We start from the raw sequence: 25,978 nt of genomic DNA, 5'->3' as shown, positions 1-25,978 counted from the left end.
TGCCCCTTCAAACTCAAGATTTCAATGCTTCGGCAAGTTTCGCGATTTTGCCGCGAATCGAGCCATCGATAACCAGGTCGCCGGCGCGGATGACAACACCCCCAATCAGGGATGAATCTTCCTCGACTTGCAGGCGCACTTCCCGGTTGAGTCGTGCACTGAGAACCTTGGCGAGTTTGTCTTGCTGTTCTTGGTTCAATGCGAATGCACTGGTGACTTCAACATCTACCGACTTCTCTTGTTCGGCCTTGTACAGGTCAAACAGAGCAGCGATCTCCGGCAACAGCAGGAGACGGTCGTTTTCGGCAACGACGTTAATGAAGTTCTGTGCCTTGGCATCAAACTTGTCGCCGCACACGTCAATGAACGTGGCGGCCTTTTCTGCGCTCGTCAGTCGCGGGGCCTTGAGCACGCGCTGCATGGTGTCGTCTTGCGACACCGCTGCTGCCAGGCCGAGCATGGCTGACCAATTGGCCAGTTGCTGGTGGGCCTGAGCGTGCTCGAAGGCCGCCTTAGCGTAAGGTCGGGCCAACGTGGTCAGTTCTGCCATGATCGCCCTCGCTTAGATTTCAGCAGCCAGTTGGTTAACCAGCTCTGCGTGCGCGTTTTGATCGATTGTGGCACCCAGGATCTTCGCAGCACCGCCAACGGCCAGGCTACCCACTTGGGCGCGCAGCGCGTCTTTGACGCTATTCAGTTCCTGTTCGATCTCGGCCTGAGCCTGAGCCTTCACACGGTCAGCTTCGACGCGAGCCTGTTCACGGGCTTCGTCGACAATCTGGGTACCGCGTTTCTTGGCTTGCTCGATGATTTCAGCTGCCTGAGCTTTCGCTTCGCGCAGTTGCTGACCCGCTTTCTCTTGGGCCAACTCCAGGTCGCGAGCTGCTCGGCTGGCAGCGTCCAGACCATCAGCGATCTTCTTTTGACGTTCGTGCAGAGCTGCGATGACCGGAGGCCATACAAACTTCATGCAGAACAGTACAAAAATCAGGAACGCAACGGACTGGCCAATCAGGGTCGCATTAATGTTCACGCCAACACCTCGCAGTTACGTTGTCCATCACACCAAATTACCCGGAAGATCCGAGTAATCAGCCAGCGATCTGACCAACGAACGGGTTCGCAAAGGTGAAGAACAGAGCGATACCAACACCGATCATGGTTACGGCGTCGAGCAGACCGGCAACGATGAACATTTTAACTTGCAGCATTGGAACCATTTCTGGCTGACGCGCTGCGCCTTCCAGGAACTTGCCGCCCAGCAGGCCGAAACCAATTGCGGTACCCAGTGCGCCCAGGCCGATCAACAGTGCAACAGCGATAGCGGTTAGACCAACTACAGTTTCCATCTTTCCTCCCGACTTTTACGTCGTATGGTTTAGGTTTTTTAGATTAAAGCGGTAAAACAAATCGTTTCAGAGGCCCGTAAGGACCCCCTCTCGTTTGACCGAGAGGGACATCAGACTAGTCGAGACTGGCCTTAATGGTTTTCTTCGTGCGCCATCGACAGGTAGACGATGGTCAGCATCATGAAGATGAACGCCTGCAGGGTGATGATCAGGATGTGGAATACCGCCCACGCCCACTGCAGAACGACGCCCAGGCCGCTGAGCCAGAGCAGACCGCTGCCGAACATCACAGCGATCAGAATGAACACCAGCTCACCGGCATACATGTTGCCGAAAAGACGCAGAGCCAGGGAGATCGGCTTGGCGATCAGGGTCACGAATTCCAGCAGGAAGTTCACCGGGATCAGCAGGGCTTGAACGAAGATGTTCTTGCTGCCGAACGGGTGCAGGGTCAGCTCGCCGATGAAGCCGCCGAGGCCCTTGACCTTGATGCTGTAGAAAATGATCAGTGCGAAAACCGAGAACGCCATGCCCAGGGTCGCGTTCGGGTCGGTGGTCGACACGGCGCGGAACGGGATGTGGTGGTCGCCGGAGATCAGGATGGCCAGCTGAGGAATCCAGTCGACCGGTACCAGGTCGACGGCGTTCATCAGGAACACCCAGACGAAGATGGTCAGTGCCAGCGGTGCAATCACCGGGCTACGGCCATGGAAGCTGTCTTTCACGCTGCCATCGACGAATTCGACCAGTACTTCAACGAAGTTCTGCAAGGCACCTGGCTGACCGGAAGTCGCTTTCTTTGCCGCCATGCGGAAAAGAAGTACGAAGATCAGACCCAATGCGACCGACCAGCCGAGGGTATCGACGTGGAAAGCCCAGAAGCCCATCTCTTTGGCTTCTGCTGCGGTGTGGGCAAAGCCCCAGCCGCCGGTAGGGTGCTGACCGAAAGTCAGGTTCTGCAAGTGGTGCTGGATATAGCCCGAAGCGGTTGTTTCTGCCATGGTTGCCTCAAACGCCCTAAGGTCTCGAAAGTCTTGTTCTCATCAGCAGGGGAGCGAACCAGCTGACCGACTGAGTCAGCACGAAGGCACCGAAGACTGCAATCGGCGCCAATGGCTTCACACCTGCAAACACCAGTGCAAACAGCACTGCCGTCAAAATCAGTTTCCCTGCCTCGCCGGCATAAAACGACCGGACAATGGACTGGGCTGCTCGGGCGCCGGAAAACCGAAATGCCCTGTGAGCGAAATAAACATTGGGCAGCAAGGCTATCAGGCCTCCGCAAAGTCCCGAGTACCCGGCAACGACTCCGTACCATTGCCAAAGCGCCAAAGCGGCAATGAGCAAAACGATAAATTGAGCCATTAACACCGGAAAAACTGCCAGGCGATGGAACGGCAAGCGGTTTGGCGTGCGGGTTTCCATCACTATTGCTCTCCAATGGTCGGCTGCCGAAATTCAATAACTTGGCATAATTTGTGCCGACAAAATGCGCGCAGAGTATAGGGGCGGTTCTGCCCCTATTCAACTGTCAGGTAGTGATTTCCGACTGCGCGCTACATGAGGAAATGTTTCAGCGGATATGAGCAAGGACACCTTGAAGCTCATCCAGGGAATTGTAACCAATAACCAGCTGACCTTTGCCCTTCTTTCCGTGGCGAATCTGCACCGCAGAGCCTAGGCGCTCGGCCAGGCGCTGTTCCAATCGGGCGATATCCGGGTCGGGTTTTGCTGGCTCGACAGGCTCGGGTTTACCACTCAACCACTGACGAACCAGTGCCTCAGTTTGGCGCACGGTCAGGCCACGTGCGACAACATGTCGCGCCCCTTCAACCTGTTGATTGTCCGGCAAACCGAGCAATGCACGGGCATGGCCCATTTCCAGGTCGCCATGGGACAACATGGTCTTGATGACTTCCGGCAGCGAAATCAGGCGCAACAGGTTGGCGACTGTGACCCGGGACTTACCCACAGCTTCCGCCACTTGCTGCTGAGTCAGCTGAAACTCCTGCTGCAAGCGCTGAAGCGCGACCGCTTCTTCGATGGGGTTGAGGTCTTCACGCTGGATGTTCTCGATCAGCGCGATGGCAATTGCGGTTTCGTCCGGCACATCGCGCACCATCGCCGGGATGGTTTCCTGCCCGGCTTGCTGGCTCGCGCGCCACCGCCGTTCACCGGCGATGATTTCGAAGCGCCCGCCGCCAATGGGTCGAACCACAATCGGCTGCATGACGCCCTGCGCCTTGATCGACTGCGCCAACTCATCCAGTGCTTGAGTATCCATATCCCGACGCGGCTGGTACTTGCCGCGTTGGAGCAGATCCAGTGGCAAATGCTGCAGCTCACGCGAATCGGCTTGCACCGCCTGCTCTTCCAGCGCACTGACGGTCGGACCACTCAGCAGTGCATCCAGTCCACGTCCGAGACCTCGTTTCTTGACGGCCATGGGGATTCCTTAAGTTGCCTGGGCGGCGGCGATGCGTGAATTTTTGCGCTGACGACGAACCATTTCACCGGCCAGGGCCAGATAGGCCACGGCGCCGCGGGATGCCTTGTCGTACGCCAGAGCCGGCATGCCGTAGCTGGGAGCTTCAGCCAGACGGATGTTGCGCGGGATGACGGTGTCGTAGAGCTGCTCGCCGAAGTGTTCTTTGAGCTGCGCGGACACGTCGTTCATCAGGCTCAGGCGCGGGTCATACATCGTACGCAACAGCCCTTCGACCTTGAGTTCAGGATTGAGCAACTCAGCGATGCGCTTGATGTTATCCACAAGGTCGCTCAGACCTTCGAGCGCGAAGTACTCGCACTGCATGGGGATAATGACCCCGTCGGCGGCAACCAGTGCGTTCAACGTCAGCATCGAAAGCGACGGCGGGCAGTCGATCAAAATGTAATCGTAGTTTTCACGGATAGGCGCCAACGCACTGCGCAGGCGGCTTTCCTTCATCTGCATTTCCAGCAGAACCACTTCGGCGGCCGTCAGGTCACGGTTGGCCGGTAACAACTGGTAACCGCCGTGCTCGGAAAAATGCATGGCCTGAGCCAGGTCGCACTCCCCGATCAGCAGGTCGTAGACCGAGTTTTCCAGACCGTGTTTATCCACACCGCTACCCATGGTGGCGTTGCCCTGTGGATCAAGATCGATCAACAGCACCCGGCGCTTGGTGGCGACGAGCGACGCTGCGAGGTTGATGCAGGTGGTGGTCTTGCCCACACCACCCTTTTGGTTCGCTATCGCGAATACCTTAGCCATTCTTGCTTGTGTTCCCAATCATGCCGTGCGGCGCAGTATCAGCAGATGGCGTTGGCCTTGGCAACCGGGTACGGCCAGGGCGTGTTCGCTATCGAGGTGGAAGTCCGTCGGCAATGCTACCAGTTCATCGGCGGGATGAACGCCCTTCATTGCCAGCCAGCGTGTATCAGTGTCCCCGAGGTGGCGAGTCCAGTTGGTGAAGTTTTCCATGCTGCTGAACGCACGGGAAATGATCCCGTTGAACGCTTGCGCAGGCTCAAAGGCCTCGACGCGACTGTGGATAACTTGCAGGTTATCCAGTTTGAGCTCGAGTTTTACCTGGGTCAGGAAACGGGTTTTCTTGCCGTTGCTGTCCAGACAAGTGACTTGAGACCCAGGAAACAGGATCGCCAGTGGAATACCCGGCATACCGCCACCGCTGCCGACATCCAGCCAGCGACCGTTTTCGATAAACGACATCACACTCAGGCTGTCGAGCAAATGACGGGACACCATTTCGTCCGGATCACGCACCGCGGTCAGGTTGTAGGCCTTGTTCCATTTGATCAACAGCGCCAGATAACCCAGCAACTGTGCATGCTGGGCCTCTGTCAGTGCGACGCCAAGCTGGCGTGCACCTGTGGATAACTCTTCTGCGTGTTGCGAAGTAACCAACGAACTCAAGCGCTTTGCTCCAACTGACGGCCGGCGCCGCGTTTTTTCAAATGAATCATCAACAGTGAAATCGCCGCCGGAGTAACGCCCGGGATTCGGGACGCCTGGCCCAGGGTTTCCGGACGTGTCGCACCGAGCTTGCTCTGGATCTCCTTGGAGAGACCGGAAATGTTCGTGTAATCGATATCCACAGGCAGTTTCGTGTCTTCGCTGGCGCGCAGACGAGCGATTTCATCCTGTTGACGATCGATGTAGCCGGCGTATTTGGTCTTGATTTCGACTTGCTCGGCGACCTGTGGATCTGGCGCGCCTTCCCCCGTTACCGAGACCAGACCAGCGTAGTCGATTTCCGGACGGCTCAAGAGGTTGAGCAAGTTGTATTCGTGGGTCAGCGGCGTGCCGAATTTTTCGGCAATCGCGTCGCCCTGTGCAGTTCCGGGGCGAACCCAGGTACTTTTCAGGCGCTGTTCTTCCAGTGCGATGCCTTCTCGTTTTTTACTGAAAGCTTCCCAACGCGCGTCATCCACCAAACCCAGTTCACGGCCTTTTTCGGTCAAGCGCAGGTCCGCATTGTCTTCGCGAAGAATCAGTCGATATTCGGCGCGAGAGGTGAACATGCGGTATGGCTCTTGGGTACCGAGGGTAATCAGGTCATCGACCAACACGCCGATGTAGGCCTCATCGCGGCGCGGACACCAGGCATCTTTGCCTTGCGCTCGCAGTGCGGCGTTCATGCCGGCCAACAAACCCTGGGCACCGGCTTCTTCGTAACCGGTGGTGCCGTTGATCTGGCCGGCGAAGAACAGACCGCCGATCACCTTGGTTTCCAGGCTGTACTTCAGGTCCCGCGGATCGAAGTAGTCATATTCGATGGCATAACCTGGGCGGACGATGTGGGCATTTTCCATGCCGCGGATCGACTGAACGATCTGCAATTGCACGTCGAATGGCAGGGACGTGGATATCCCGTTCGGGTACAGCTCGTTCGTGGTCAAGCCTTCGGGTTCGATGAAGACCTGGTGGCTTTCCTTGTCGGCAAAGCGATGGATCTTGTCTTCGATCGACGGACAGTAGCGCGGACCGACGCCTTCGATCTCTCCGGCAGCGGAATACATCGGCGAACGATCGAGGTTCGCGGCAATGATTTCGTGGGTGCGGGCGTTGGTGTGGGTAATCCAGCAACTGATCTGCCGTGGATGCTGTTCCTTGTTGCCCATGAATGACATCACCGGTATCGGCGTGTCACCGGCTTGCTCGGTCATCACCGAGAAATCCACAGAGCGGGCATCAATACGCGGCGGCGTACCGGTTTTAAGGCGACCAACACGCAACGGCAATTCACGCAGACGGCGAGCCAGGGCAATGGACGGTGGATCACCGGCGCGGCCACCGGAAAAATTCTGCAAACCGATGTGGATAAGTCCACCGAGGAACGTGCCAGTGGTCAACACCACAGAATCAGAGAGGAATCGCAGACCCATCTGGGTCACTACACCACGCACCTGATCCTGTTCGACGATCAGGTCGTCGGCGGCTTGTTGAAATATCCACAGGTTCGGCTGGTTTTCCAGGATTTCGCGCACAGCAGCCTTGTACAAAACCCGATCGGCTTGCGCCCGGGTGGCACGCACGGCCGGGCCTTTGCGGCTGTTCAGTACACGAAACTGAATACCACCCTTATCGGTGGCCATGGCCATCGCACCGCCTAGGGCATCGATTTCCTTGACCAGATGGCTTTTGCCGATTCCGCCAATGGCCGGGTTGCAACTCATGGCACCGAGGGTTTCCACGTTATGCGTCAGCAACAGGGTTTTGACCCCCATACGAGCTGAGGCCAGTGCTGCCTCGGTACCGGCATGACCGCCGCCGATGACGATCACTTCAAAACGGGAAGGGAAATCCACCACGCACCTCGTGCCTGCTTAAGTAGGTAATTCAGGAATAGTTTGGGCTCAGGTTTTGGACCTGGTCGACAAGTATAGGGACTTCGCCCTTCCTAAAGAACCCTTTGCACAAAATTTAACCAGCTGTGGAGAAGTCGGGGTTATAAAAATTAAAAAGAGAGAAATTTATTAAATCTTTGTTTTTATGTTTATTTCTACTGACCCACCTTTCTGTGGATAAATCGATACAGCCCTTTAATATCAATGTGTACAGAGGTGCAAAAGTCTGTGGTCATGTGCCAATGAGGGCATTGGATAACCGGTGTAAGCCTGTGGATTAAAGTGTTGGTTATCCACAGAGGCAATTATGTTCAGTTTTCAGGCCCTGTTATCAACTGCCCTTAGCTGCGGTTATTCACAGGGCTTAATCCACAGAAAACCGTTAAAACATAGAAATTCGGGTGTGGAAAATCGTCACCAATACAGAGCCTGCTGCATGGGGGCGGTGGAAAGATCGATGACTGCGTCTTGAGGGAGAGTGAGACAGGGCTATTGTGACGACGAGTAACAAAAGCTAATAATAGCCATTATCATTAACTTGCCCTTTTCCCGTTATGTCCATGCCAGCCAACACCGCAGCAATTGAGCGCATTTATGTGCAACACCATTCGTGGCTGTATGGGTGGTTGAAAGGAAAACTGCATGACGCCTGCGATGCGGCGGACGTTGCACACGATACGTTCGTTCGCATCCTTGGCTCCCGCGACGCCAGTCAGATTCGTGAACCTCGAGACTATCTAGCCACCGTAGCCAGAGGACTTGTGATCGACCGTTACCGCCGACGCGCCATCGAAGTGGCTTATCTGGAAACTCTGGCCGCACGACCTCAAGCCACGCAAATCAGCGAAGAGGACAAGGCGCTGATCATCGAAACCCTGCTCGCTGTGGATAAAGCACTGTCCAATCTCGGTGCCCGAGCGCAGCGAATCTTCATGTTGTCGCAGATCGAAGGCCTGACTTATCAACAGATCGCCGTGCAGATGAAGATGTCTCTGACCACTGTGAAGAAACACATGATCCGCGCCCTGACTGAATGCTCCATGATCATGGCCACGCTCTGATGGCCGCCGCTCCCGATCGCGAAGTTTTCGAAGCCGCCGCCAGCTGGTATGTGCAGTTTCAATCCGAGCCGCCAACGGCCGCGCAACGCAAGGCGTGGCAGCATTGGGTCGACAGCAGTCCTGCGCATCTGGCGGCCTGGAACCAAATGGAAAAAATGCAGCGCCATCTGAATGGGCTGCCTCGGGACCTCGCTCGTCGGGCGCTGTCATCGACTCAACAGCGTCGCCAGGTACTCAAGCTGCTTCTGGTCCTTGCCGGCACGGGTTACCTCGGCTGGAACGTTCAGCAACACACTTCCTTGGGCAATGTCTGGGCTGACTACAGGACCAGGGTAGGCCAGCGTCGAAAAATCGAGCTCGCCGACGGCAGCCAGATTCATCTCAATACCGGTACCGCCATCAATGTGTTGTTCGACGGCGAGCAACGATTGATCCGCTTGCGTGAGGGGGAAATTCTGGTTCGCACTGGCAAGCTCGCCGACCCGCGACCGTTTTTCGTTGAAACCCGCGAAGGGCGAGTTCAAGCCCTGGGTACACGTTTTTCAGTGCGGCAGTTATCGGGATCGTCGCGAATCGGCGTGCTCGAAGACCGGGTCAGCATTCAGCCAAGTGGCAGGCCGGAACATGCAGGATTGCTGGTGGCCGGTGAAAGTGCGGACTTTGACAATCAGGGTGTCGGCGCCATCCACCCCTTTCGTTCAACCGAAACCGCGTGGATCAACGGTCAACTGATCGTGCTCGATGCCCCATTGGCCGAAGTGATACGTGAACTGAGCCGTTACCGCAGTGGCGTTTTGCACTGTGATGAGCGCGCGGCGGACATTCGTGTTTCCGGAACTTTCCGACTGGATTCAACGGATGCGGTACTGGCCAATCTTCAAGCTTCTCTTCCCGTCAGCGTCGACTATTTCACGCGTTACTGGGTGTCGGTCAAAAAGGCTGGCTGACCGCGAATAAAAATAATCAGTCCCGGGGTTATCTTTTTTTTATCTGTAACGGCCCTACAGGTAATCGCGATCCAACGCGGCATTTGCCACCTTCAGGGCTTTCCTACTCATGCGACTTTCCTTCTTGTCTAAGCGTTTTACCCCTCATTGCATTGCCTGCAGTCTGTTGATGACCAGTGCCGTGAGCTGCGTTCTGGTCGCTCCCCACGCCATTGCCGCCAATGCGACTCAGCGTTATGCGATCGCCGCCGGCCCATTGGATGACGCCCTGAGCCAGTTCGCTTCCGCGTCCAACGTGATTCTCTCGTTCTCGCCCCAGAAAACCGCGGCATTGCGCACTCAAGGATTGTCGGGGAGCTATTCGATTGATCAGGGCTTTTCGATCCTGTTGCAAGGTTCCGGGTTGCAGGCTGTGTCCGAGGCACCTGGCAGTTACATTCTGCAGCCGCTGCCCGATGCCGGCACGCTGTTGCTTGGCGCCACCAACATCAACGGTCAGCAGACCAACGATATGAATCTGGATTACGCCGCAGACACCGGCTACAAGGCGAACAATAGCCGGATCGGCACCAAGACCAGCACGCCGTTGTCCGAAACCCCGCGCTCGATATCAGTTGTCACCGCACAGCGCATCAAGGATCAAAAATCCCAAACCCTGACCGATGTCCTGGGTTACGTGCCCGGTATCTTTGCGCCGCCGTTCGCAGCAGGCGACAGTCTGGCCGGGGACCTGTTCTACATTCGTGGTTTCAACGCAACGGATTATGGCTACGGACTTTTGCGCGATGGCCTGCGGGTTCAAGGCAATCGCTATGACACCACCACCGAACCTTATGGCCTCGAGCGGGTTGAGGTCTTCCGCGGTCCTTCGTCACTGCTTTACGGCGAAAATGCGCCGGGCGGACTGGTCAACCTGGTGAGCAAGCGCCCGACCTCGGCGTCGCAAGGAGAAGTACAGCTCAGCTATGGTTCGAACAATCGCCGGCAATTGGGTGTGGATGTGTCCGGTCCGCTGACCGACAACGGCAACGTCCTTGGCCGTGTAGTGATGCTGGGGCGCAATGCCGACACCCAGACCGATCATGTGCCGGACGATCGACTCTACATCGCCCCCTCCCTCACTCTGAATTTCGATGATTTCAACACCCTGACCCTGCTGGCCAACTACCAGAAGGATCACACCAACATGGAGCTCGGCCTTCCCGCTGCGGGCACGCTGCTGAAGAACCCCAACGGCAAATTGTCCAAGGACACGATGCTGGGCGATCCGGACTGGAACACATTCGAACGGGAAACCTGGAGCGCCGGGTACGAGTTCACCCATACCTTCAACGAAGATTGGCAGTTCCGGCAGAATTCTCGCTACATGCAGTCCCGTATCACCCGCCATGAAACCTGGCCAGGCAACCTCAACAATGCCGGCTTCGGCACGCGCCTGAACATGACGGCTTACGATCGCTTCAATAAATCGATGGTGTATTCGCTGGATAACCAGCTGGAAGGCAAATTCCAGTCAGGCGACCTGGAAAATACTGTGTTGTTTGGTGGCAGCTTTGACCGTACCTCATTCAATCAGGACTGGAATGCCGGACTGGTCGGCCCCATCGATATCTATAACCCGGTGTATCTGCGCGATCCGCTCACGCCGATTGCAGTACAAAACACCTTGCTGGAACAGCAAATGAAGGGTGTTTATGCACAGATCCAGAGCAAGTACGACCACTGGTTATTCCTGTTGGGCGGCCGCCAGGACTGGGTCGACAGTGATTTTCGCGACAAGGTGGCCAGCGCCAGCAACATCAGCTCGGGGGACAAGAAGTTCACCTACCAGGGCGGCGTGATGTACCAGTTCGACAACGGCCTCACGCCCTATGTCAGTTACTCCACAGCCTTTGTTCCGGTACAGCAGATCTCCAATTCCGGTCGGCCGCTGGACCCGATTACCAGCAGTCAATATGAGGTGGGTCTGAAGTACGAACCGGTTGGTTGGGATACGGCATTCACAGCGTCTGTCTATGACCTGCGCAAAAAGGACGACACCTATTTCGACGCCACCACTTCCACCTATCGCCAGGTGGGTGAAAGCCGCTCCAAGGGTGTGGAGCTCGAACTCAACAGCAACCTGACGCCGAACCTGAATGTGACCGCGGCTTATACCTACACAGACGCGCGGATCACCAAGGATTCGCAGACGTCGCTGGTCAAGGATCACCAAATGACCGGCGTGCCGCGCAACCAGGCTTCGGTCTGGGCCAAATACCGCTTTCTTGAAAATAGTCTCAAGGGACTTTATGTGGGGGGTGGTATCCGCTACTTCGACAGTGCGTTCGCTTACACCGCGCCTTCGCTGTATGGAAAGCTCGATGCCGGCGATGTCACTTTGGTGGATGCGGCGATCGGCTATCAGATCGATCACCACTGGACCGTGGACCTGAACGCAAAAAACCTGTTTGATAAGGAATACGTATCCGGTTGTAACGACGCGGGTCGCTGCTACTGGGGCGAAGACCGCACGTTGCTCGGTTCTGTGTCCTATAACTGGTAAGAGCAGTGGGAGCTGTGGATAAGTTTTCCACAGCTCTCGAAGCTATTTGCCAATGCAGAAGCTGGAAAAGATTCTTCCCAGCAAATCATCGGAACTGAACGCGCCGGTGATTTCGCCCAGAGAATGCTGTGCCTGGCGCAAATCCTCGGCCAGTAACTCTCCTGCGCCCGCCAAGGTCAGCTGAGCACGGCCGTGTTCAAGTGCGTCACTGGCATGACGCAACGCCTCGAGGTGACGCCGGCGCGCACTGAAGCTGCTTTCCGAAGTCTGTTCGTAGCCCATGCACGCCTTGAGATGGTCGCGAAGCAATTCCAGCCCAGCGCCAGCAGACTTGGCGCTGAGGCTGATAGTCACATGGCCATCGTCGCTGACATCCAGGGCAATTGCTTCCCCTGTCAGGTCCGCCTTGTTACGGATCAACGTCACTTTGGCCGGATCAGGTCGGGTTTCAAGGAATTCTGGCCAGAGCGCAAAGGGATCAAGCGCTTCGGGGGCAGTGGCATCGACCACCAGCAACACTCGATCAGCCTCCCCGATGGCTTTCAATGCCCTCTCGACGCCGATCTTTTCCACATGATCATCGGTGTCGCGTAGGCCCGCGGTGTCGACCACATGCAGAGGCATGCCGTCGATGTGGATATGTTCGCGCAAAACGTCCCGGGTAGTGCCCGCGATTTCAGTGACAATCGCGGCTTCGCGGCCGGCCAATGCATTCAGCAGACTTGATTTTCCAGCGTTCGGACGACCGGCGATCACCACGGTCATGCCGTCGCGAAGCAAAGCGCCCTGGCCCGCTTCGCGCAGTACTGTGGATAACTCGTCGCGAACCTTGTCGAGCATGCTCAACACATGACCATCGGCCAGGAAGTCGATTTCTTCTTCCGGAAAGTCGATTGCCGCCTCGACGTAGATCCGCAGGCCGATCAATTGTTCGGTAAGGTTATGCACACGGGCCGAGAACGCCCCCTGCAAAGAACGCAGAGCGTTGCGCGCGGCCTGTGCAGAACTCGCTTCGATCAGGTCGGCGATAGCCTCGGCCTGTGCGAGGTCGAGCTTGTCGTTCAAGAATGCCCGTTCGCTGAATTCCCCTGGCCGTGCCAGGCGGCAACCCATTTCAAGGCAACGCTTGAGCAGCATATCCAGAACGATCGGACCGCCGTGCCCCTGCAGTTCCAGTACGTCTTCGCCGGTAAACGAGTTTGGTCCGGGGAAATAAAGCGCGATCCCCTGATCCAGGACTTCATCGGCTTCACCCAGGAACGGACCATAGTGGGCAAATCGCGGTTTGAGTTCGCGACCGCAAAAGGCCTCGGCCGCAACACTGGCCAAGGGCCCGGAAATACGGACGATGCCCACACCGCCGCGCCCTTGGGCGGTGGCAACGGCGGCGATGGTTTCACGAGGAACGCTCATAAACCGGTATCCAGACAAAAGTGGCAGATAGCAAAACGCCCCACTAGGGGGCGTTTTGAGTGGTTATCCACAGTGTAAATCAGGCAGCTGCTTTGGTAGCCGCTTCGATCTTACGAGTGATGTACCACTGTTGGGCGATCGACAGGCAGTTGTTCACTACCCAGTACAGTACCAGACCGGCCGGGAACCACAGGAAGAAGAAGGTGAAGATGATTGGCATCAGCTTCATCACCTTGGCCTGCATCGGATCCGGTGGAGTCGGGTTCAACTGCTGCTGAATGAACATGGTTGCACCCATGATGATCGGCAGAATGAAGAACGGATCCTTGATCGACAGGTCAGTAATCCACAGCATGAATGGCGCCTGGCGCATTTCCACGCTTTCCAGCAGAACCCAGTACAACGAAAGGAAAACCGGCATCTGCACGAGGATTGGCAAGCAGCCGCCCAGTGGATTGATCTTCTCTTTCTTGTACAGCTCCATCATGGCTTGCGACATTTTCTGCCGATCATCGCCATGTTGCTCTTTCAGCGCAGCCAGTTTCGGTGCAACTGCGCGCATGCGAGCCATGGATTTGTAGCTGGCAGCCGACAATGGGAAGAAAAGCCCTTTGATCAGCATGGTCAGGAAAATGATCGACCAGCCCCAGTTACCCACAATCGCGTGGATATGTTGCAGCAACCAGAAGATTGGCTGGGCAATGAACCAGAGGATGCCGTAGTCGACAGTCAGTTCCAGACCTGGGGACAACTCTTTCAGCACAGCCTGGCTTTTCGGACCGGCGTACAGAATGGCGCTGGTTTCGGCTTTGGCACCCGGTGCAACGGTCAGCGAAGGACCGGTGAAGCCGATGATGTAGTTGCCTTTACTGTCTTTACGGGTCTGGACGACATTGTTTTCGCCCTTGGCCGGAATCCACGCGGTCACGAAGTAGTGCTGCAACCAGGCAACCCATCCACCGGTAACAGTTTCTTTCAGCGCGGCCTTGTCCATGTCCTTCATGGACACTTTCTTGTACGGCTCGGAACTTGTCCACAGGGCGGCGCCCAGGTAGGTCGCGGTACCGGTGGCAGTGCTGGAAGAAGGATCGGAACTGGCGTCACGCTTCAATTGCGCGAACATCGCACCAGACCAGGGCTGAGCACTTTCGTTGTCGATCAGATAAGAAACGGTTACGTCGTACAGGCCGCGTTTCAGGGTGAAACGCTTGATGTAGTTGACGCCGTCCTTGCTGTACTTCAGGTCCACGACCAGTTGGTCCTGACCGTCAGCCAGTTGATAAATCTTCTTCTCCGAGGAGTAAACCGGACGACCGGCAGGACTTGCGTCCGGACCGTTGGTGCCGATCAGGCCACTCTGAGCCAGATAAGTACGCTCGTTGCCATTGTCGAACAGCTGGAAAGGAATTTCCGGATGGTCCTGGCGACGTGGATAAAGCGGCAATTTCAGTTGGGCAACATCACCGCCTTGTGGATCGACGGCCAGGTCGAGCACATCCGTTTTGATCTGGATGAGGTCGGTGCTTGCAGCCACCGGAGTTTCGGCAGGAGCACTGGTATCGTTTGCGGCATGTGGAATGTCGTCACTGACGGACGCTTTATTGCCAGTTGCCGTATCCGGGAGGCCCGGCGCGGTCGTGCTGGAAGCAACATTCTGAGTCGGCAAGGCAGCTTGGCCGTAGTCCTGGTTCCATTTAAGAACCATAACGTAGGACACGATTGCCAGGGCGACGATCAGGATCGTGCGTTTGATATCCATGATTACTCGGCCATCGAAGAAGAACGGGAGGTAGGGATAGGTGGAACCGGGTCATAACCACCGGGATTCCACGGATGACAGCGACCTAAACGACGAAAGGTCAGCCAGCCACCGCGCAGAAGGCCATGATTTTCGATGGCTTCCAACGCGTAGCAGGAACAACTGGGGTAGAAACGACAGCGACTGGCCATCAGGGGACTGATGGCATAGCGGTAAAACTGGATCGGAACGAGTGCCAGTTTACGCATCTGGACTGTCTACCCCTACAGTTTCGGTTTTGACCGCTGGTACCGGCGAGCTACGTGCCAGACGCTTCCAGAGTTTGCCGAAATGCTGAATCAATTCGGGGTTTTCTACATCACCCAAACCTTTGCGCGCGACGATAACGATGTCCCAGCCCACCAGAAGATCCTGGTTCAAGCGGAACGATTCGCGCATAAGACGTTTGAGGCGATTGCGCTCGACGGAGAGCTTTACGCTCTTTTTCCCGATAACCAGCCCTAGACGGGGGTGATCAAGATCGTTGTTGCGCGCAAGGAGCAGGAGATTTTTCCCCGGAACCTTGCCGGTAGGGGAGTCAAAGACTGCCTTGAAATGCCGGGGGGTAAGCAGACGCTTTTCCCGACTGAAGTCCTGACTCACCTCCAGTGCCGGATTATCAAACTGCCAGACGCGCACGACCTTTGGCGCGACGACGCGACAGGACGGCACGACCGTTCTTGGTAGCCATGCGAGCACGGAAACCGTGGGTACGAGCGCGTTTGATAGTGCTTGGTTGGAAAGTACGTTTCATTGTCGTGTTACCTGGTTCGTCCACAACGGGCCGGAATGGCCCCCGTTTTAAGAGACCGGGGATTCTAGAGAAAGCAAGCCTCTAGGTCAATTTCCAACCAACGTTTCCTTATAAATAGATCTCCGGGGCTTTCGCTCGAGCGCAGATCATTCGGTAGATATAAAAATAAAGAAGGAAAGTATTTAAAGCTTTTCTGTAAAGCTTATAAAAGCTAGGCACCCCGTCATCTGTGGATAACTAGCTTTGGCCCTTATTCGACAAGCTGTACAGAGAATGACAACTACAGTGGAAAACCGTGTTCAGCCTGTGCTGCACTGTCGGAAAACCTGTGTGTGAAACGGCCTGTTATCCACAGGCAGGTTATCCACCGAGTTTCACCCCCAGTTGTGCAATGAGCTCAGACCCGGTTATCCACAGAGCTTATTCACAGACCACTGGTCGTGTTTTTTGCGTATAAAGCGTTGATTCTTCTTGGCCGATGACCCACCTACGTGTGGATAAGTAGGCGTCCGGTCGCTACAATGGCCGCTTGTTTTTGCCTCACCGGCTTTCAACTTAGGGGATATCCGTGTCAGTGGAACTTTGGCAGCAGTGCGTTGAGCTTTTGCGCGATGAGCTGCCTGCCCAACAATTCAACACTTGGATCCGTCCACTGCAGGTCGAAGCCGAAGGCGACGAGTTGCGCGTCTATGCGCCCAACCGTTTCGTTCTGGACTGGGTCAACGAGAAATACCTGGGCCGCGTCCTGGAATTGCTGGACGAGCACGGCAATGGAACCGCGCCAGCGCTTTCCTTATTAATAGGCAGCAAGCGCAGCTCGGCACCACGCGCTGCGCCGAATGCGCCACTGGCTGCCGCCGCTGCGGCGTCCCAGGCTCAGGTCACTTCGTCGCCAGCGCCCTCCGTGCCGGCAGCGACACCGACCAAGCGCGCAGCGCAAAAGGTCGCCGAGGTCATCGAAGAAGAACCTTCGCGGGACAGCTTCGACCCGATGGCTGGCGCCAGTTCACAGCAGGCACCGGTTCGCGCCGAACAGCGCAACGTGCAGGTCGAAGGTGCGCTCAAGCACACCAGTTACCTGAACCGTACCTTCACCTTCGAGAACTTCGTTGAAGGCAAGTCCAACCAACTGGCCCGGGCTGCAGCCTGGCAAGTGGCGGACAACCCCAAGCACGGCTACAACCCGCTCTTCCTTTATGGGGGGGTTGGTCTGGGTAAAACCCACTTGATGCACGCTGTGGGTAACCATCTATTAAAGAAGAACCCGAACGCCAAGGTCGTGTATCTGCATTCCGAGCGTTTCGTGGCAGACATGGTCAAGGCCCTGCAGCTGAACGCTATCAACGAGTTCAAGCGTTTCTACCGCTCGGTGGACGCCCTGTTGATCGACGATATTCAGTTCTTCGCCCGCAAGGAGCGTTCCCAGGAAGAGTTTTTCCACACCTTCAACGCCCTGCTTGAAGGTGGCCAGCAGGTCATTCTCACCAGTGACCGCTACCCGAAAGAAATCGAAGGCCTGGAAGAACGCCTCAAGTCTCGCTTCGGCTGGGGCCTGACAGTAGCCGTCGAACCGCCGGAACTGGAAACACGCGTAGCGATTCTGATGAAGAAGGCCGATCAGGCGAAAGTCGAACTGCCCCACGATGCAGCGTTCTTCATTGCCCAGCGCATTCGTTCCAACGTCCGCGAGTTGGAAGGCGCGCTAAAACGCGTGATTGCCCACTCGCACTTCATGGGCCGCGATATCACCATCGAGTTGATCCGCGAATCCCTGAAGGACCTGTTGGCGCTACAAGACAAACTGGTCTCTGTGGATAACATTCAGCGTACCGTCGCCGAGTACTACAAGATCAAGATCTCCGATTTGCTGTCCAAACGCCGGTCGCGTTCGGTCGCCCGTCCGCGGCAGGTCGCCATGGCGTTGTCCAAGGAACTGACCAACCACAGTCTGCCGGAAATCGGCGACGTGTTTGGCGGCCGCGACCACACCACCGTGTTGCACGCATGCCGCAAGATCAACGAACTTAAGGAATCCGACGCGGACATCCGCGAGGACTACAAGAACCTGCTGCGTACACTGACCACTTGATGACACCAGCGCAGCTTATTAAGGCAAGGGACTAGACCATGCATTTCACCATTCAACGCGAAGCCCTGTTGAAACCCCTGCAACTGGTCGCAGGCGTCGTCGAGCGCCGACAGACCTTGCCGGTGCTTTCCAACGTGCTGCTTGTTGTCGAAGGCCAGCAACTGTCGCTGACCGGTACCGACCTGGAAGTCGAGCTGGTCGGTCGCGTACAACTGGAAGAGCCTGCAGAACCAGGTTCCATCACCGTGCCGGCGCGCAAGCTGATGGACATTTGCAAAAGCTTGCCGAACGATGCGCTGATCGACATCAAGGTCGACGAGCAGAAACTGGTGGTGAAGGCCGGCCGTAGCCGCTTCACCCTGTCGACCCTGCCTGCCGATGATTTCCCAACCGTAGAGGAAGGCCCGGGTTCGCTGACGTGCAGCCTGGAGCAAAGCAAACTGCGCCGCCTGATCGAGCGCACCAGCTTCGCCATGGCTCAGCAGGATGTGCGCTACTACCTCAACGGTATGCTGCTGGAAGTCTCCGCCGGGGTCATTCGCGCCGTGGCCACCGACGGTCACCGTCTGGCCATGTGCTCGATGCAGGCCGATATCGGTCAGCCGGATCGCCACCAGGTCATCGTGCCGCGCAAGGGTATTCTGGAAATGGCGCGCTTGCTGACAGAGCCCGATGGCATCGTCAGTATCGTGCTTGGTCAGCACCACATTCGCGCCACCACCGGTGAATTCACGTTCACCTCGAAACTGGTCGACGGCAAATTCCCCGATTACGAGCGTGTACTGCCCAAGGGTGGTGACAAGCTGGTACTGGGCGACCGTCAGGCCTTGCGCGAAGCCTTCAGCCGTACCGCGATTCTGTCCAACGAGAAGTACCGCGGCATCCGTCTGCAACTGGCCAACGGCCAGCTGAAGATCCAGGCGAACAACCCGGAACAGGAAGAAGCGGAAGAAGAAGTGGGCGTTGAGTACAACGGTGGCTCCCTGGAAATCGGCTTCAACGTGAGCTACTTGCTCGACGTGCTGGGCGTGATGACCACCGAGCAGGTTCGCCTGATCCTGTCCGACTCCAACAGCAGTGCGCTGGTGCAAGAGTCCGACAACGACGACTCGGCTTACGTTGTCATGCCGATGCGTCTGTAATCATGCTCAGCAGAAGCTAGATGTCCTTAAGTCGCGTCTCGGTCACCGCGGTGCGCAATCTGCACCCGGTGACCTTCTCCCCCTCCCCCCGAATCAATATTCTGTACGGCGCCAACGGCAGCGGCAAAACCAGTGTTCTGGAAGCCATTCACCTGCTAGGGCTTGCCCGTTCGTTTCGCAGCACCCGACTGTTGCCGGTCATTCAGTATGAGCAACTGGCTTGCACGGTGTTCGGCCAGGTTGAATTGGCTGAAGGGGGGAACAGTGCGCTTGGGATTTCTCGGGATCGACAGGGGGAGTTCCAGATCCGCATCGACGGGCAAAACGCTCGTAGCGCTGCTCAACTGGCGGAAATACTGCCACTGCAGCTGATCAACCCCGACAGCTTTCGACTGCTGGAGGGGGCCCCGAAGATTCGCCGCCAGTTCCTCGACTGGGGTGTGTTCCACGTGGAACCCCGGTTCATGTCCACCTGGCAGCGTTTGCAGAAGGCCCTGCGCCAGAGAAACTCTTGGCTGCGGCATGGTACACTTGACGCCGTTTCGCAAGCGGTTTGGGACAGGGAACTGTGCCAGGCCAGCGCTGAAATCGATGAATACCGTCGCGCCTATATCAAAGCCTTGAAGCCAGTCTTTGAACAGACTTTGAGCGAACTGGTTGAGCTGGAAGGCTTAACGCTCAGCTATTACAGAGGCTGGGACAAAGACCGTGAACTGAGCGCCGTGCTCGCCGGTTCCCTGCAACGGGACCAGCAAATGGGTCATACCCAGGCCGGACCACAACGCGCTGATTTGCGTCTCAGATTGGGCGCTCACAATGCTGCGGACATCTTGTCTCGCGGTCAGCAGAAGTTGGTGGTGTGTGCGTTGCGGATCGCCCAAGGGCATCTGGTCAGCCAGGCACGACGCGGTCAATGTATTTATCTGGTGGATGACTTGCCGTCCGAACTGGACGAGCATCACCGTCGCGCGCTTTGCCGCTTGTTGGAAGACTTACGCTGCCAGGTGTTCATCACCTGTGTAGATCACGAATTATTGAGGGAAGGCTGGCAGACGGAAACGCCGGTCGCTCTGTTCCACGTGGAACAGGGCCGTATCACCCAGACCCACGACCATCGGGAGTGAAGGCATTGAGCGAAGAAAATACGTACGACTCAACGAGCATTAAAGTGCTGAAAGGCCTGGATGCCGTACGCAAACGTCCCGGTATGTACATTGGTGACACAGACGATGGCAGCGGTCTGCACCACATGGTGTTCGAGGTGGTCGATAACTCGATCGACGAAGCTCTGGCCGGCCACTGCGACGACATCAGCATCATCATCCACCCGGATGAATCCATCACCGTCCGTGACAACGGTCGTGGCATCCCGGTAGACGTGCACAAAGAAGAAGGCGTCTCGGCGGCCGAGGTCATCATGACCGTGTTGCACGCCGGCGGTAAGTTTGACGACAACTCCTATAAAGTATCCGGCGGCTTGCACGGTGTAGGGGTGTCGGTTGTAAACGCCTTGTCCGAAGAACTGGTCCTGACCGTTCGCCGCAGCGGCAAGATCTGGGAACAAACCTACGTCCACGGCGTGCCACAGGCGCCGATGGCCATCGTGGGCGACAGCGACTCCACGGGTACCCAGATCCACTTCAAGGCCTCCAGCGAAACCTTCAAGAACATCCATTTCAGCTGGGACATCCTGGCCAAGCGGATTCGTGAACTGTCCTTCCTCAACTCTGGTGTCGGCATCGTCCTCAAGGACGAGCGCAGCGGCAAGGAAGAGCTGTTCAAGTACGAAGGCGGCCTGCGTGCGTTCGTTGAATACCTGAACACCAACAAGACCCCGGTCAACCAGGTGTTCCACTTCAACATCCAGCGTGAAGACGGCATCGGCGTAGAAATCGCCCTGCAGTGGAACGACAGCTTCAACGAGAACCTGTTGTGCTTCACCAACAACATTCCCCAGCGCGATGGCGGTACTCACCTGGTGGGTTTCCGTTCCGCACTGACGCGTAACCTCAACACCTACATCGAAGCCGAAGGTCTGGCGAAGAAGCACAAGGTCGCGACCACCGGTGATGATGCCCGTGAAGGCCTGACGGCGATCATTTCGGTGAAGGTGCCGGATCCGAAGTTCAGCTCCCAGACCAAAGACAAGCTGGTCTCTTCCGAAGTGAAGACAGCGGTCGAACAGGAAATGGGCAAGTACTTCTCCGACTTCCTGCTGGAAAACCCGAACGAAGCCAAGCTGGTCGTCGGCAAGATGATCGACGCTGCCCGTGCTCGTGAAGCCGCGCGCAAGGCCCGTGAGATGACCCGCCGCAAAGGCGCACTGGACATCGCCGGCCTGCCGGGCAAACTGGCGGACTGCCAGGAAAAAGACCCTGCCCTTTCTGAACTGTACCTCGTGGAAGGTGACTCTGCTGGCGGCTCCGCCAAGCAGGGACGTAACCGCAAGACCCAAGCGATTCTGCCCCTCAAGGGTAAGATCCTGAACGTCGAGAAGGCGCGCTTCGACAAGATGATCTCTTCCCAGGAAGTGGGCACCTTGATCACTGCGCTGGGCTGCGGCATCGGCCGCGAAGAGTACAACATCGACAAACTGCGTTATCACAACATCATCATCATGACCGATGCTGACGTCGACGGTTCGCACATCCGTACCCTGCTGCTGACCTTCTTCTTCCGTCAGCTGCCAGAACTGATCGAGCGCGGCTACATCTACATCGCCCAGCCGCCGCTGTACAAGGTCAAGAAAGGCAAGCAAGAGCAATACATCAAAGACGATGACGCCATGGAAGAGTACATGACGCAGTCGGCCCTGGAAGACGCGAGCCTGCACCTGAACGAAGATGCTCCGGGAATCTCGGGCGAAGCGCTCGAGCGCCTGGTGAATGACTTCCGTCTGGTGATGAAGACCCTCAAGCGTCTGTCGCGCCTGTACCCGCAGGAGCTGACCGAACACTTCATCTACCTGCCGGCCGTCAGCCTGGAAATGCTCAGCAACCATGCAGCGATGCAGGATTGGCTGGCCCAGTACGAAGTGCGCCTGCGCACCGTCGAGAAGTCGGGCCTGGTCTACAAGGCAAGCCTGCGTGAAGACCGCGAGCGTAACGTCTGGCTGCCAGAGGTCGAGCTGATCTCCCACGGTCTGTCGAACTACGTCACATTCAACCGCGACTTCTTCGGCAGCAACGACTACAAAACCGTTGTATCCCTGGGCGCCCAATTGAGCACCCTGCTGGATGACGGCGCGTACATCCAGCGTGGCGAACGCAAGAAAGCCGTCACCGAGTTCAAGGAAGCACTGGACTGGCTGATGGCTGAAAGCACCAAGCGTCACACCATCCAGCGATACAAAGGTCTGGGCGAAATGAACCCGGATCAACTGTGGGAAACCACCATGGACCCAAGCGTGCGCCGGATGCTCAAAGTCACCATCGAAGACGCCATCGGCGCCGACCAGATCTTCAACACCCTGATGGGTGATGCGGTCGAACCTCGCCGTGACTTCATCGAAAGCAATGCGTTGGCGGTTTCCAACCTGGATTTCTGATCCGGCTCTACCGCCAACAAAAAGGCCAACGCAGATGCGTTGGCCTTTTTTATTGCTATCTATAAACCGTTACGAGCTAACCGCAGCCACACTCTCCAACCGATATCCATACCCATAGATCGTCAGCAACTGCCAACCCCGATCTGCCGTTAACCCCAGTTTGTTACGCAGTCGATAGATATGCGTATCGAGCGGTCGCGATGAGTCCATTTCTTCGTGGGTCCAAAACCGCTGATAAAGATATTCCCGCGACAACGGCCGGCCCAGATTGGTGAATAGGCAGCGAGCCAGTCGATACTCACGCTCGGTCATGACGATCGGCGTGCCCGCCCGCTTGACCGTCAGTTCGGCATCGTCGAACACCAGGTCATTGAAGCTCAGCACTTCCGATGCCGCCGTACGCTGCTGGCTATGTCGACGCAGTACCGCTGCGACCCGAGCTTTGAGTTCGTTGGGTCGGAAGGGTTTGCTGACGTAGTCATCGGCCCCGGCATTCAAGGCCTGGACGATGTCGCTTTCGGTGTCGCGACTGGTGAGCATGATGGCCGCAGGCGGTGCGTCCATGTGTTCGCGGGTCCATTGCAACAGCGCGATACCCGTCAGGTCCGGCAGCTGCCAGTCGAGGATGAGCAGGTCGTAGGTTTCCCGGCGCAGTTGGCGCAGTAGGTCCTCTCCTCTCTCGAAGCTGTGCAATGACCACGCATCCTCTGCGGGGTCGGCCATCTGATGGAGGGTCTGTTCCACGCGGCGCAATTCGGCCGGTTCGTCGTCGAGAATGGCGATACGCATTGTGCGCTGGTTCCTTGGCTCTGCGGCCATTGCGTTATGCATAGGACAATAGCGGCTGGGTTGGAGGAGTCAAAGTAAGAGACCCACCACTGGTCGACGTCCGCTATGATTTCACTCACCCTTCCAGACCCGTGCCCTATGAATGACAACATGAATGAGCGTCGTCGGGAAAGCCGCGAGCCGACTCAAGTCCAACGGCTGTTCAGGAAACTGGTCCGCGAATGGGTGTGGATAAGTCTTGTTCTGCTGCCATTGACTGCGTTGTTGTCCTATCGCGCGCAAATCAACCTGCGCGATGACACGCCTGCGTTAGGTGCGCTGCTTTCCTTTGCACTGGTGATCTGCGTACTGGGACTGCTGCTGTGGCTGCCGCGCCTGGCGCTCTGGCTGACCCTGGCGGGCATGGGCTGCGCGTTTCTGGCCAGTGCGGCGCTGGCGGAGCAACAACAATGGTGGTCACCGACGCCGAGTGTGCTGGGGATCCTGTTTGGATACCTGATCTGGAACTGGCGGCGCTTGAGTGTGGTGTTGACCTATTTTGGATGGGAACTGGCGCGGCTGGACAGCGAACCGAAAATCTTTCCGGAACGCCGTCGCTCGCATTTTCCCACCGGCGACCGCTTGCGGGGTCAGGTCATTGCCTTGGAGCAAGCCATCGGCCGTACCCGCGATGCCCGCCGTTTCATAGCGGACGGCCTCGAATACCTGCCGGTCGCCACGTTGATCAGCGATCCAAAGGGCCGGATTCTGTTAGGCAACCGAAAAGCCCGCGAGTTATTCAATAGCGATCTGGTCGGCGATGACGTACTCATGCAATTGAAACATCTGGGCTATCCGGCATTGACGCAAGGCACCCCCGCCCTGCTATCTGAGCTCCCGCTGCTGGAGTTTCGCGACATCAAGGAGCGAAGCCTGCGCCTGGAAAGCGCTCCCTTGCTGCCGGTAGATGGCGATACGCCGGTCGGTTGGCTGTTGAGCCTGACAGACTTGAGCGTTGAGCGCGAAGCGGAGGAGCAGCGCAGTGTAATGCTGCGGTTCCTGTCCCACGACCTGCGCGCGCCCCACTCGGCGATTCTTGCCCTTCTGGATGTACATCGGCATCAGGTCGGCGGTGACGCGCAGTTGTTCAACCAGATCGAATTGCAGGTGCGTCGGGCACTGGACCTGACTGACGGCTTCGTTCAACTGGCCAAGGCCGAATCCGAAGCCTATGAGTTTCAGCCGAGTCTGTTTGCCATGGTGGTGCTGGATGTGTTCGATCAGGCGCTGCCCATCGCTCAACAGAAGCACATCGAACTGGTCCAGGAGATTGATGAACAGGCACAGGAAAGTTTGATCATGGCGGACCAGCCATTGCTGACTCGGGCGATGTTCAATTTGCTGGAGAACGCGATCAAGTACAGTGCCGAGGGGACGCGTGTGAGTCTGCACGTCGACCGCGGCGAGGGCTGGCTTACCTGCGAACTCACTGATCAGGGCAAGGGAATCGCCACCCATGAACTACCGGATCTGTTCAGCCAGTACCGGCGCTTTTCCTCGGCTCAAGGCATCGATGGTGTGGGTCTTGGACTGTCGATGGTCAAGGCGGTGGTAGACCGTCATGGCGGACAGATCGAATGTCGCAGCATAGTGGGAGAAGGCACGCGATTCACTTTGCGCTTCCCGCTCTATGAGGAGTGAAACGGGTAATCGAAGCTATAAAAAAACCGGCTATATCTGCCGGTTTTTTTGCGCCCGAAAAAAACTTATGCACGTTTTTCGGTGTTTTATCTGTTTATGAAATATGTATATAAATCATTAAGTTGCGTTAATAATTCGACGCTTTCATGGGATATCGTACACAGGTTATCCACAGAATCTCAGACAGCCAGCTGATCGTTGGAAGCCGACGCTTGCGGTGCCGGTGGCAGCGAGCCCATTTCCCGCTGCATTTGCTCGTTCCAGGCTTGAACCCGATCGTTCAAATCGGCGATGGCGCGTGGGCCGCTGCCCTCGGCGTACATCGGTGCGCCGATGATCACGGTAATCACGCCCTGCTTTTTCGCCCAACCGGTCTTGGGCCAGAACTTGCCCGCGTTGTGGGCAATCGGCAGCACTGGCAATTCGGCATTGACCGCCAGCGCGGTCCCCCCCCGGGAGAATTTGCCGATGGTGCCGTAGGGAACACGGGTGCCTTCCGGGAAGATCAGTACCCAGACATTGTCCTTGAGCAACTCGTCGCCCTTCTTCGCCACATGCTTGAGCGCAGCCTTGGGATTGTCCCGGTCGATGGCGATCGGACGCAGCATGGCCATGGCCCAGCCAAAAAACGGCACATACAGCAGTTCACGCTTGAGCACCTGGCTCAGCGGCTCGAAGTAGGCCGACAGAAAAAACGTTTCCCAAGTGCTCTGGTGGTTCGACTGAATCACGCAGGGCCGATCAGGCACGTTCTCTGCGCCTTTCACTTCGTAGTGGATACCGAGAAACACCTTGCTCAGCCACAGGGCGCAGCGGCACCAGTAAACGTTGATGAAGCGATAGCGCGCCTTGAACGGCAGAAAGGGCGCGATAAAAAAACTCAGGCTGCACCACAGCAGGGAGCTGGTGCCCAGCAGCAGGTAAAAGAGAAAGGTTCTGATGGCCTGCAGTATCGACATGGCGACGTTTACCGTAACGGTTCAAGCGCACTCCCGAACGTTCCTTGGTCAGGAT

24 protein-coding genes are annotated in these 25,978 nt (G+C 56.9%); 8 read left to right on the top strand and 16 right to left on the bottom strand.

Annotated features, from left to right (window positions below):
- Window positions 1-13 precede the first annotated feature (13 nt).
- The 9 genes from B0W55_RS00425 to mnmG form a co-directional block, all read right to left on the bottom strand.
- Window positions 14-550 carry a F0F1 ATP synthase subunit delta gene (locus B0W55_RS00425; RefSeq protein WP_077044098.1) on the bottom strand — a complete coding sequence of 179 codons (537 nt, stop codon included), beginning with the start codon at window positions 548-550 and terminating at the stop codon, window positions 14-16.
- A 12-nt stretch (window positions 551-562) separates the two neighbouring features.
- Window positions 563-1,033 carry a F0F1 ATP synthase subunit B gene (locus B0W55_RS00420; protein ID WP_056854267.1) on the bottom strand — a complete coding sequence of 157 codons (471 nt, stop codon included), beginning with the start codon at window positions 1,031-1,033 and terminating at the stop codon, window positions 563-565.
- A 58-nt stretch (window positions 1,034-1,091) separates the two neighbouring features.
- Complete coding sequence (gene atpE, locus B0W55_RS00415) at window positions 1,092-1,349, bottom strand: F0F1 ATP synthase subunit C (RefSeq protein ID WP_003097235.1); 258 nt, start codon at window positions 1,347-1,349, stop codon at window positions 1,092-1,094.
- A 131-nt stretch (window positions 1,350-1,480) separates the two neighbouring features.
- Window positions 1,481-2,350: a F0F1 ATP synthase subunit A gene (atpB, locus tag B0W55_RS00410; protein WP_007969902.1), complete on the bottom strand. Its 870-nt coding sequence runs from the start codon at window positions 2,348-2,350 to the stop codon at window positions 1,481-1,483.
- Between the two features lie 16 nt (window positions 2,351-2,366).
- Window positions 2,367-2,774 carry a F0F1 ATP synthase subunit I gene (locus tag B0W55_RS00405; protein ID WP_077044097.1) on the bottom strand — a complete coding sequence of 136 codons (408 nt, stop codon included), beginning with the start codon at window positions 2,772-2,774 and terminating at the stop codon, window positions 2,367-2,369.
- Between the two features lie 148 nt (window positions 2,775-2,922).
- Window positions 2,923-3,795 carry a ParB/RepB/Spo0J family partition protein gene (locus tag B0W55_RS00400; RefSeq protein WP_077044096.1) on the bottom strand — a complete coding sequence of 291 codons (873 nt, stop codon included), beginning with the start codon at window positions 3,793-3,795 and terminating at the stop codon, window positions 2,923-2,925.
- A 9-nt stretch (window positions 3,796-3,804) separates the two neighbouring features.
- Window positions 3,805-4,602, bottom strand: coding sequence for a ParA family protein (locus B0W55_RS00395; RefSeq protein WP_077044095.1), 798 nt, complete (start codon window positions 4,600-4,602; stop codon window positions 3,805-3,807).
- Window positions 4,603-4,620: 18 nt separating this feature from the next.
- Entirely contained in the window at window positions 4,621-5,265 is a 645-nt protein-coding gene (rsmG, locus tag B0W55_RS00390; RefSeq protein ID WP_077044094.1) for a 16S rRNA (guanine(527)-N(7))-methyltransferase RsmG, read from the bottom strand.
- Window positions 5,262-7,160, bottom strand: a complete 1,899-nt coding sequence (mnmG, locus tag B0W55_RS00385; protein WP_077044093.1) for a tRNA uridine-5-carboxymethylaminomethyl(34) synthesis enzyme MnmG — start codon at window positions 7,158-7,160, stop codon at window positions 5,262-5,264. Before mnmG ends, rsmG begins: the two co-directional genes overlap by 4 nt.
- Before the next feature lie 593 nt (window positions 7,161-7,753).
- Between mnmG and B0W55_RS00380 the strand changes: the two genes are divergently transcribed.
- The 3 genes from B0W55_RS00380 to B0W55_RS00370 all read left to right on the top strand — a co-directional run bounded on the left by B0W55_RS00380 (window position 7,754) and on the right by B0W55_RS00370 (window position 11,752).
- Window positions 7,754-8,260, top strand: coding sequence for a sigma-70 family RNA polymerase sigma factor (locus tag B0W55_RS00380; protein WP_077044092.1), 507 nt, complete (start codon window positions 7,754-7,756; stop codon window positions 8,258-8,260).
- Window positions 8,260-9,207: a FecR domain-containing protein gene (locus B0W55_RS00375; protein WP_077044091.1), complete on the top strand. Its 948-nt coding sequence runs from the start codon at window positions 8,260-8,262 to the stop codon at window positions 9,205-9,207. The genes B0W55_RS00380 and B0W55_RS00375 overlap by 1 nt, the downstream gene beginning before the upstream one ends.
- A 169-nt stretch (window positions 9,208-9,376) precedes the next feature.
- On the top strand, window positions 9,377-11,752 hold the full coding sequence (locus B0W55_RS00370; RefSeq protein WP_256576154.1) for a TonB-dependent siderophore receptor: 2,376 nt from the start codon (window positions 9,377-9,379) through the stop codon (window positions 11,750-11,752).
- Window positions 11,753-11,794: 42 nt separating this feature from the next.
- Here the strand turns inward: B0W55_RS00370 and mnmE are convergent, their stop codons facing one another.
- From mnmE to rpmH, 5 genes are all read right to left on the bottom strand, one after another.
- Window positions 11,795-13,165 carry a tRNA uridine-5-carboxymethylaminomethyl(34) synthesis GTPase MnmE gene (gene mnmE / locus B0W55_RS00365; RefSeq protein ID WP_077044089.1) on the bottom strand — a complete coding sequence of 457 codons (1,371 nt, stop codon included), beginning with the start codon at window positions 13,163-13,165 and terminating at the stop codon, window positions 11,795-11,797.
- 79 nt (window positions 13,166-13,244) lie between these two features.
- The gene (gene yidC / locus B0W55_RS00360) at window positions 13,245-14,924 is read right to left on the bottom strand and encodes a membrane protein insertase YidC (RefSeq protein ID WP_077044088.1); all 1,680 of its coding nucleotides are present in this window, start codon (window positions 14,922-14,924) and stop codon (window positions 13,245-13,247) included.
- A gap of 2 nt (window positions 14,925-14,926) precedes the next feature.
- Window positions 14,927-15,172, bottom strand: coding sequence for a membrane protein insertion efficiency factor YidD (gene yidD / locus B0W55_RS00355; protein ID WP_077044087.1), 246 nt, complete (start codon window positions 15,170-15,172; stop codon window positions 14,927-14,929).
- Window positions 15,165-15,566, bottom strand: a complete 402-nt coding sequence (gene rnpA, locus B0W55_RS00350; RefSeq protein WP_218189752.1) for a ribonuclease P protein component — start codon at window positions 15,564-15,566, stop codon at window positions 15,165-15,167. The genes yidD and rnpA overlap by 8 nt, the downstream gene beginning before the upstream one ends.
- A 16-nt stretch (window positions 15,567-15,582) precedes the next feature.
- Entirely contained in the window at window positions 15,583-15,717 is a 135-nt protein-coding gene (rpmH, locus tag B0W55_RS00345; protein WP_003213577.1) for a 50S ribosomal protein L34, read from the bottom strand.
- A gap of 568 nt (window positions 15,718-16,285) precedes the next feature.
- Here rpmH and dnaA point away from each other — a divergent pair.
- The 4 genes from dnaA to gyrB are packed head-to-tail and all read left to right on the top strand — an operon-like array spanning window position 16,286 to window position 22,495.
- A complete protein-coding gene (dnaA, locus tag B0W55_RS00340; protein WP_077044085.1) occupies window positions 16,286-17,806 on the top strand; it encodes a chromosomal replication initiator protein DnaA in 1,521 nt (506 codons plus the stop codon).
- Window positions 17,807-17,844: 38 nt separating this feature from the next.
- Complete coding sequence (gene dnaN, locus B0W55_RS00335) at window positions 17,845-18,948, top strand: DNA polymerase III subunit beta (RefSeq protein WP_077044084.1); 1,104 nt, start codon at window positions 17,845-17,847, stop codon at window positions 18,946-18,948.
- A gap of 20 nt (window positions 18,949-18,968) precedes the next feature.
- Window positions 18,969-20,072, top strand: a complete 1,104-nt coding sequence (recF, locus tag B0W55_RS00330; protein WP_077044083.1) for a DNA replication/repair protein RecF — start codon at window positions 18,969-18,971, stop codon at window positions 20,070-20,072.
- 5 nt (window positions 20,073-20,077) lie between these two features.
- Window positions 20,078-22,495, top strand: a complete 2,418-nt coding sequence (gene gyrB / locus B0W55_RS00325; protein ID WP_077044151.1) for a DNA topoisomerase (ATP-hydrolyzing) subunit B — start codon at window positions 20,078-20,080, stop codon at window positions 22,493-22,495.
- A gap of 69 nt (window positions 22,496-22,564) precedes the next feature.
- Here the strand turns inward: gyrB and B0W55_RS00320 are convergent, their stop codons facing one another.
- Window positions 22,565-23,284: a response regulator transcription factor gene (locus tag B0W55_RS00320; protein WP_077044082.1), complete on the bottom strand. Its 720-nt coding sequence runs from the start codon at window positions 23,282-23,284 to the stop codon at window positions 22,565-22,567.
- Between the two features lie 150 nt (window positions 23,285-23,434).
- On the opposite strand from B0W55_RS00320, the gene B0W55_RS00315 reads away from it, so the two are divergent.
- Window positions 23,435-24,964, top strand: coding sequence for a HAMP domain-containing sensor histidine kinase (locus tag B0W55_RS00315; protein WP_256576153.1), 1,530 nt, complete (start codon window positions 23,435-23,437; stop codon window positions 24,962-24,964).
- 179 nt (window positions 24,965-25,143) lie between these two features.
- Here the strand turns inward: B0W55_RS00315 and B0W55_RS00310 are convergent, their stop codons facing one another.
- Window positions 25,144-25,923 (bottom strand): 1-acyl-sn-glycerol-3-phosphate acyltransferase, encoded by a 780-nt coding sequence (locus tag B0W55_RS00310; protein WP_077044080.1) that lies wholly within the window; start codon window positions 25,921-25,923, stop codon window positions 25,144-25,146.
- Window positions 25,924-25,978 lie beyond the last annotated feature (55 nt).

The organism is Pseudomonas sp. KK4 (genome assembly GCF_001984065.1).
GTDB lineage: Bacteria > Pseudomonadota > Gammaproteobacteria > Pseudomonadales > Pseudomonadaceae > Aquipseudomonas.
The sequence above is the reverse complement of the archived record's forward strand: the minus strand, read 5'-3'. Positions and strand labels throughout refer to the sequence as shown.

Coding starts and splice junctions, on each gene's coding strand:
- B0W55_RS00320 (WP_077044082.1), bottom strand. CDS start 23,284: ATGCGTATCGCCATTCTCGACGACGAACCGGCCGAATTGCGCCGCGTG.
- B0W55_RS00310 (WP_077044080.1), bottom strand. CDS start 25,923: ATGTCGATACTGCAGGCCATCAGAACCTTTCTCTTTTACCTGCTGCTG.
- recF (WP_077044083.1), top strand. CDS start 18,969: ATGTCCTTAAGTCGCGTCTCGGTCACCGCGGTGCGCAATCTGCACCCG.
- B0W55_RS00370 (WP_256576154.1), top strand. CDS start 9,377: ATGACCAGTGCCGTGAGCTGCGTTCTGGTCGCTCCCCACGCCATTGCC.
- atpE (WP_003097235.1), bottom strand. CDS start 1,349: ATGGAAACTGTAGTTGGTCTAACCGCTATCGCTGTTGCACTGTTGATC.
- B0W55_RS00375 (WP_077044091.1), top strand. CDS start 8,260: ATGGCCGCCGCTCCCGATCGCGAAGTTTTCGAAGCCGCCGCCAGCTGG.
- B0W55_RS00425 (WP_077044098.1), bottom strand. CDS start 550: ATGGCAGAACTGACCACGTTGGCCCGACCTTACGCTAAGGCGGCCTTC.
- yidC (WP_077044088.1), bottom strand. CDS start 14,924: ATGGATATCAAACGCACGATCCTGATCGTCGCCCTGGCAATCGTGTCC.
- rpmH (WP_003213577.1), bottom strand. CDS start 15,717: ATGAAACGTACTTTCCAACCAAGCACTATCAAACGCGCTCGTACCCAC.
- B0W55_RS00400 (WP_077044096.1), bottom strand. CDS start 3,795: ATGGCCGTCAAGAAACGAGGTCTCGGACGTGGACTGGATGCACTGCTG.
- atpB (WP_007969902.1), bottom strand. CDS start 2,350: ATGGCAGAAACAACCGCTTCGGGCTATATCCAGCACCACTTGCAGAAC.
- B0W55_RS00395 (WP_077044095.1), bottom strand. CDS start 4,602: ATGGCTAAGGTATTCGCGATAGCGAACCAAAAGGGTGGTGTGGGCAAG.
- B0W55_RS00315 (WP_256576153.1), top strand. CDS start 23,435: ATGAATGAGCGTCGTCGGGAAAGCCGCGAGCCGACTCAAGTCCAACGG.
- mnmE (WP_077044089.1), bottom strand. CDS start 13,165: ATGAGCGTTCCTCGTGAAACCATCGCCGCCGTTGCCACCGCCCAAGGG.
- B0W55_RS00380 (WP_077044092.1), top strand. CDS start 7,754: ATGTCCATGCCAGCCAACACCGCAGCAATTGAGCGCATTTATGTGCAA.
- yidD (WP_077044087.1), bottom strand. CDS start 15,172: ATGCGTAAACTGGCACTCGTTCCGATCCAGTTTTACCGCTATGCCATC.
- dnaN (WP_077044084.1), top strand. CDS start 17,845: ATGCATTTCACCATTCAACGCGAAGCCCTGTTGAAACCCCTGCAACTG.
- B0W55_RS00405 (WP_077044097.1), bottom strand. CDS start 2,774: ATGGAAACCCGCACGCCAAACCGCTTGCCGTTCCATCGCCTGGCAGTT.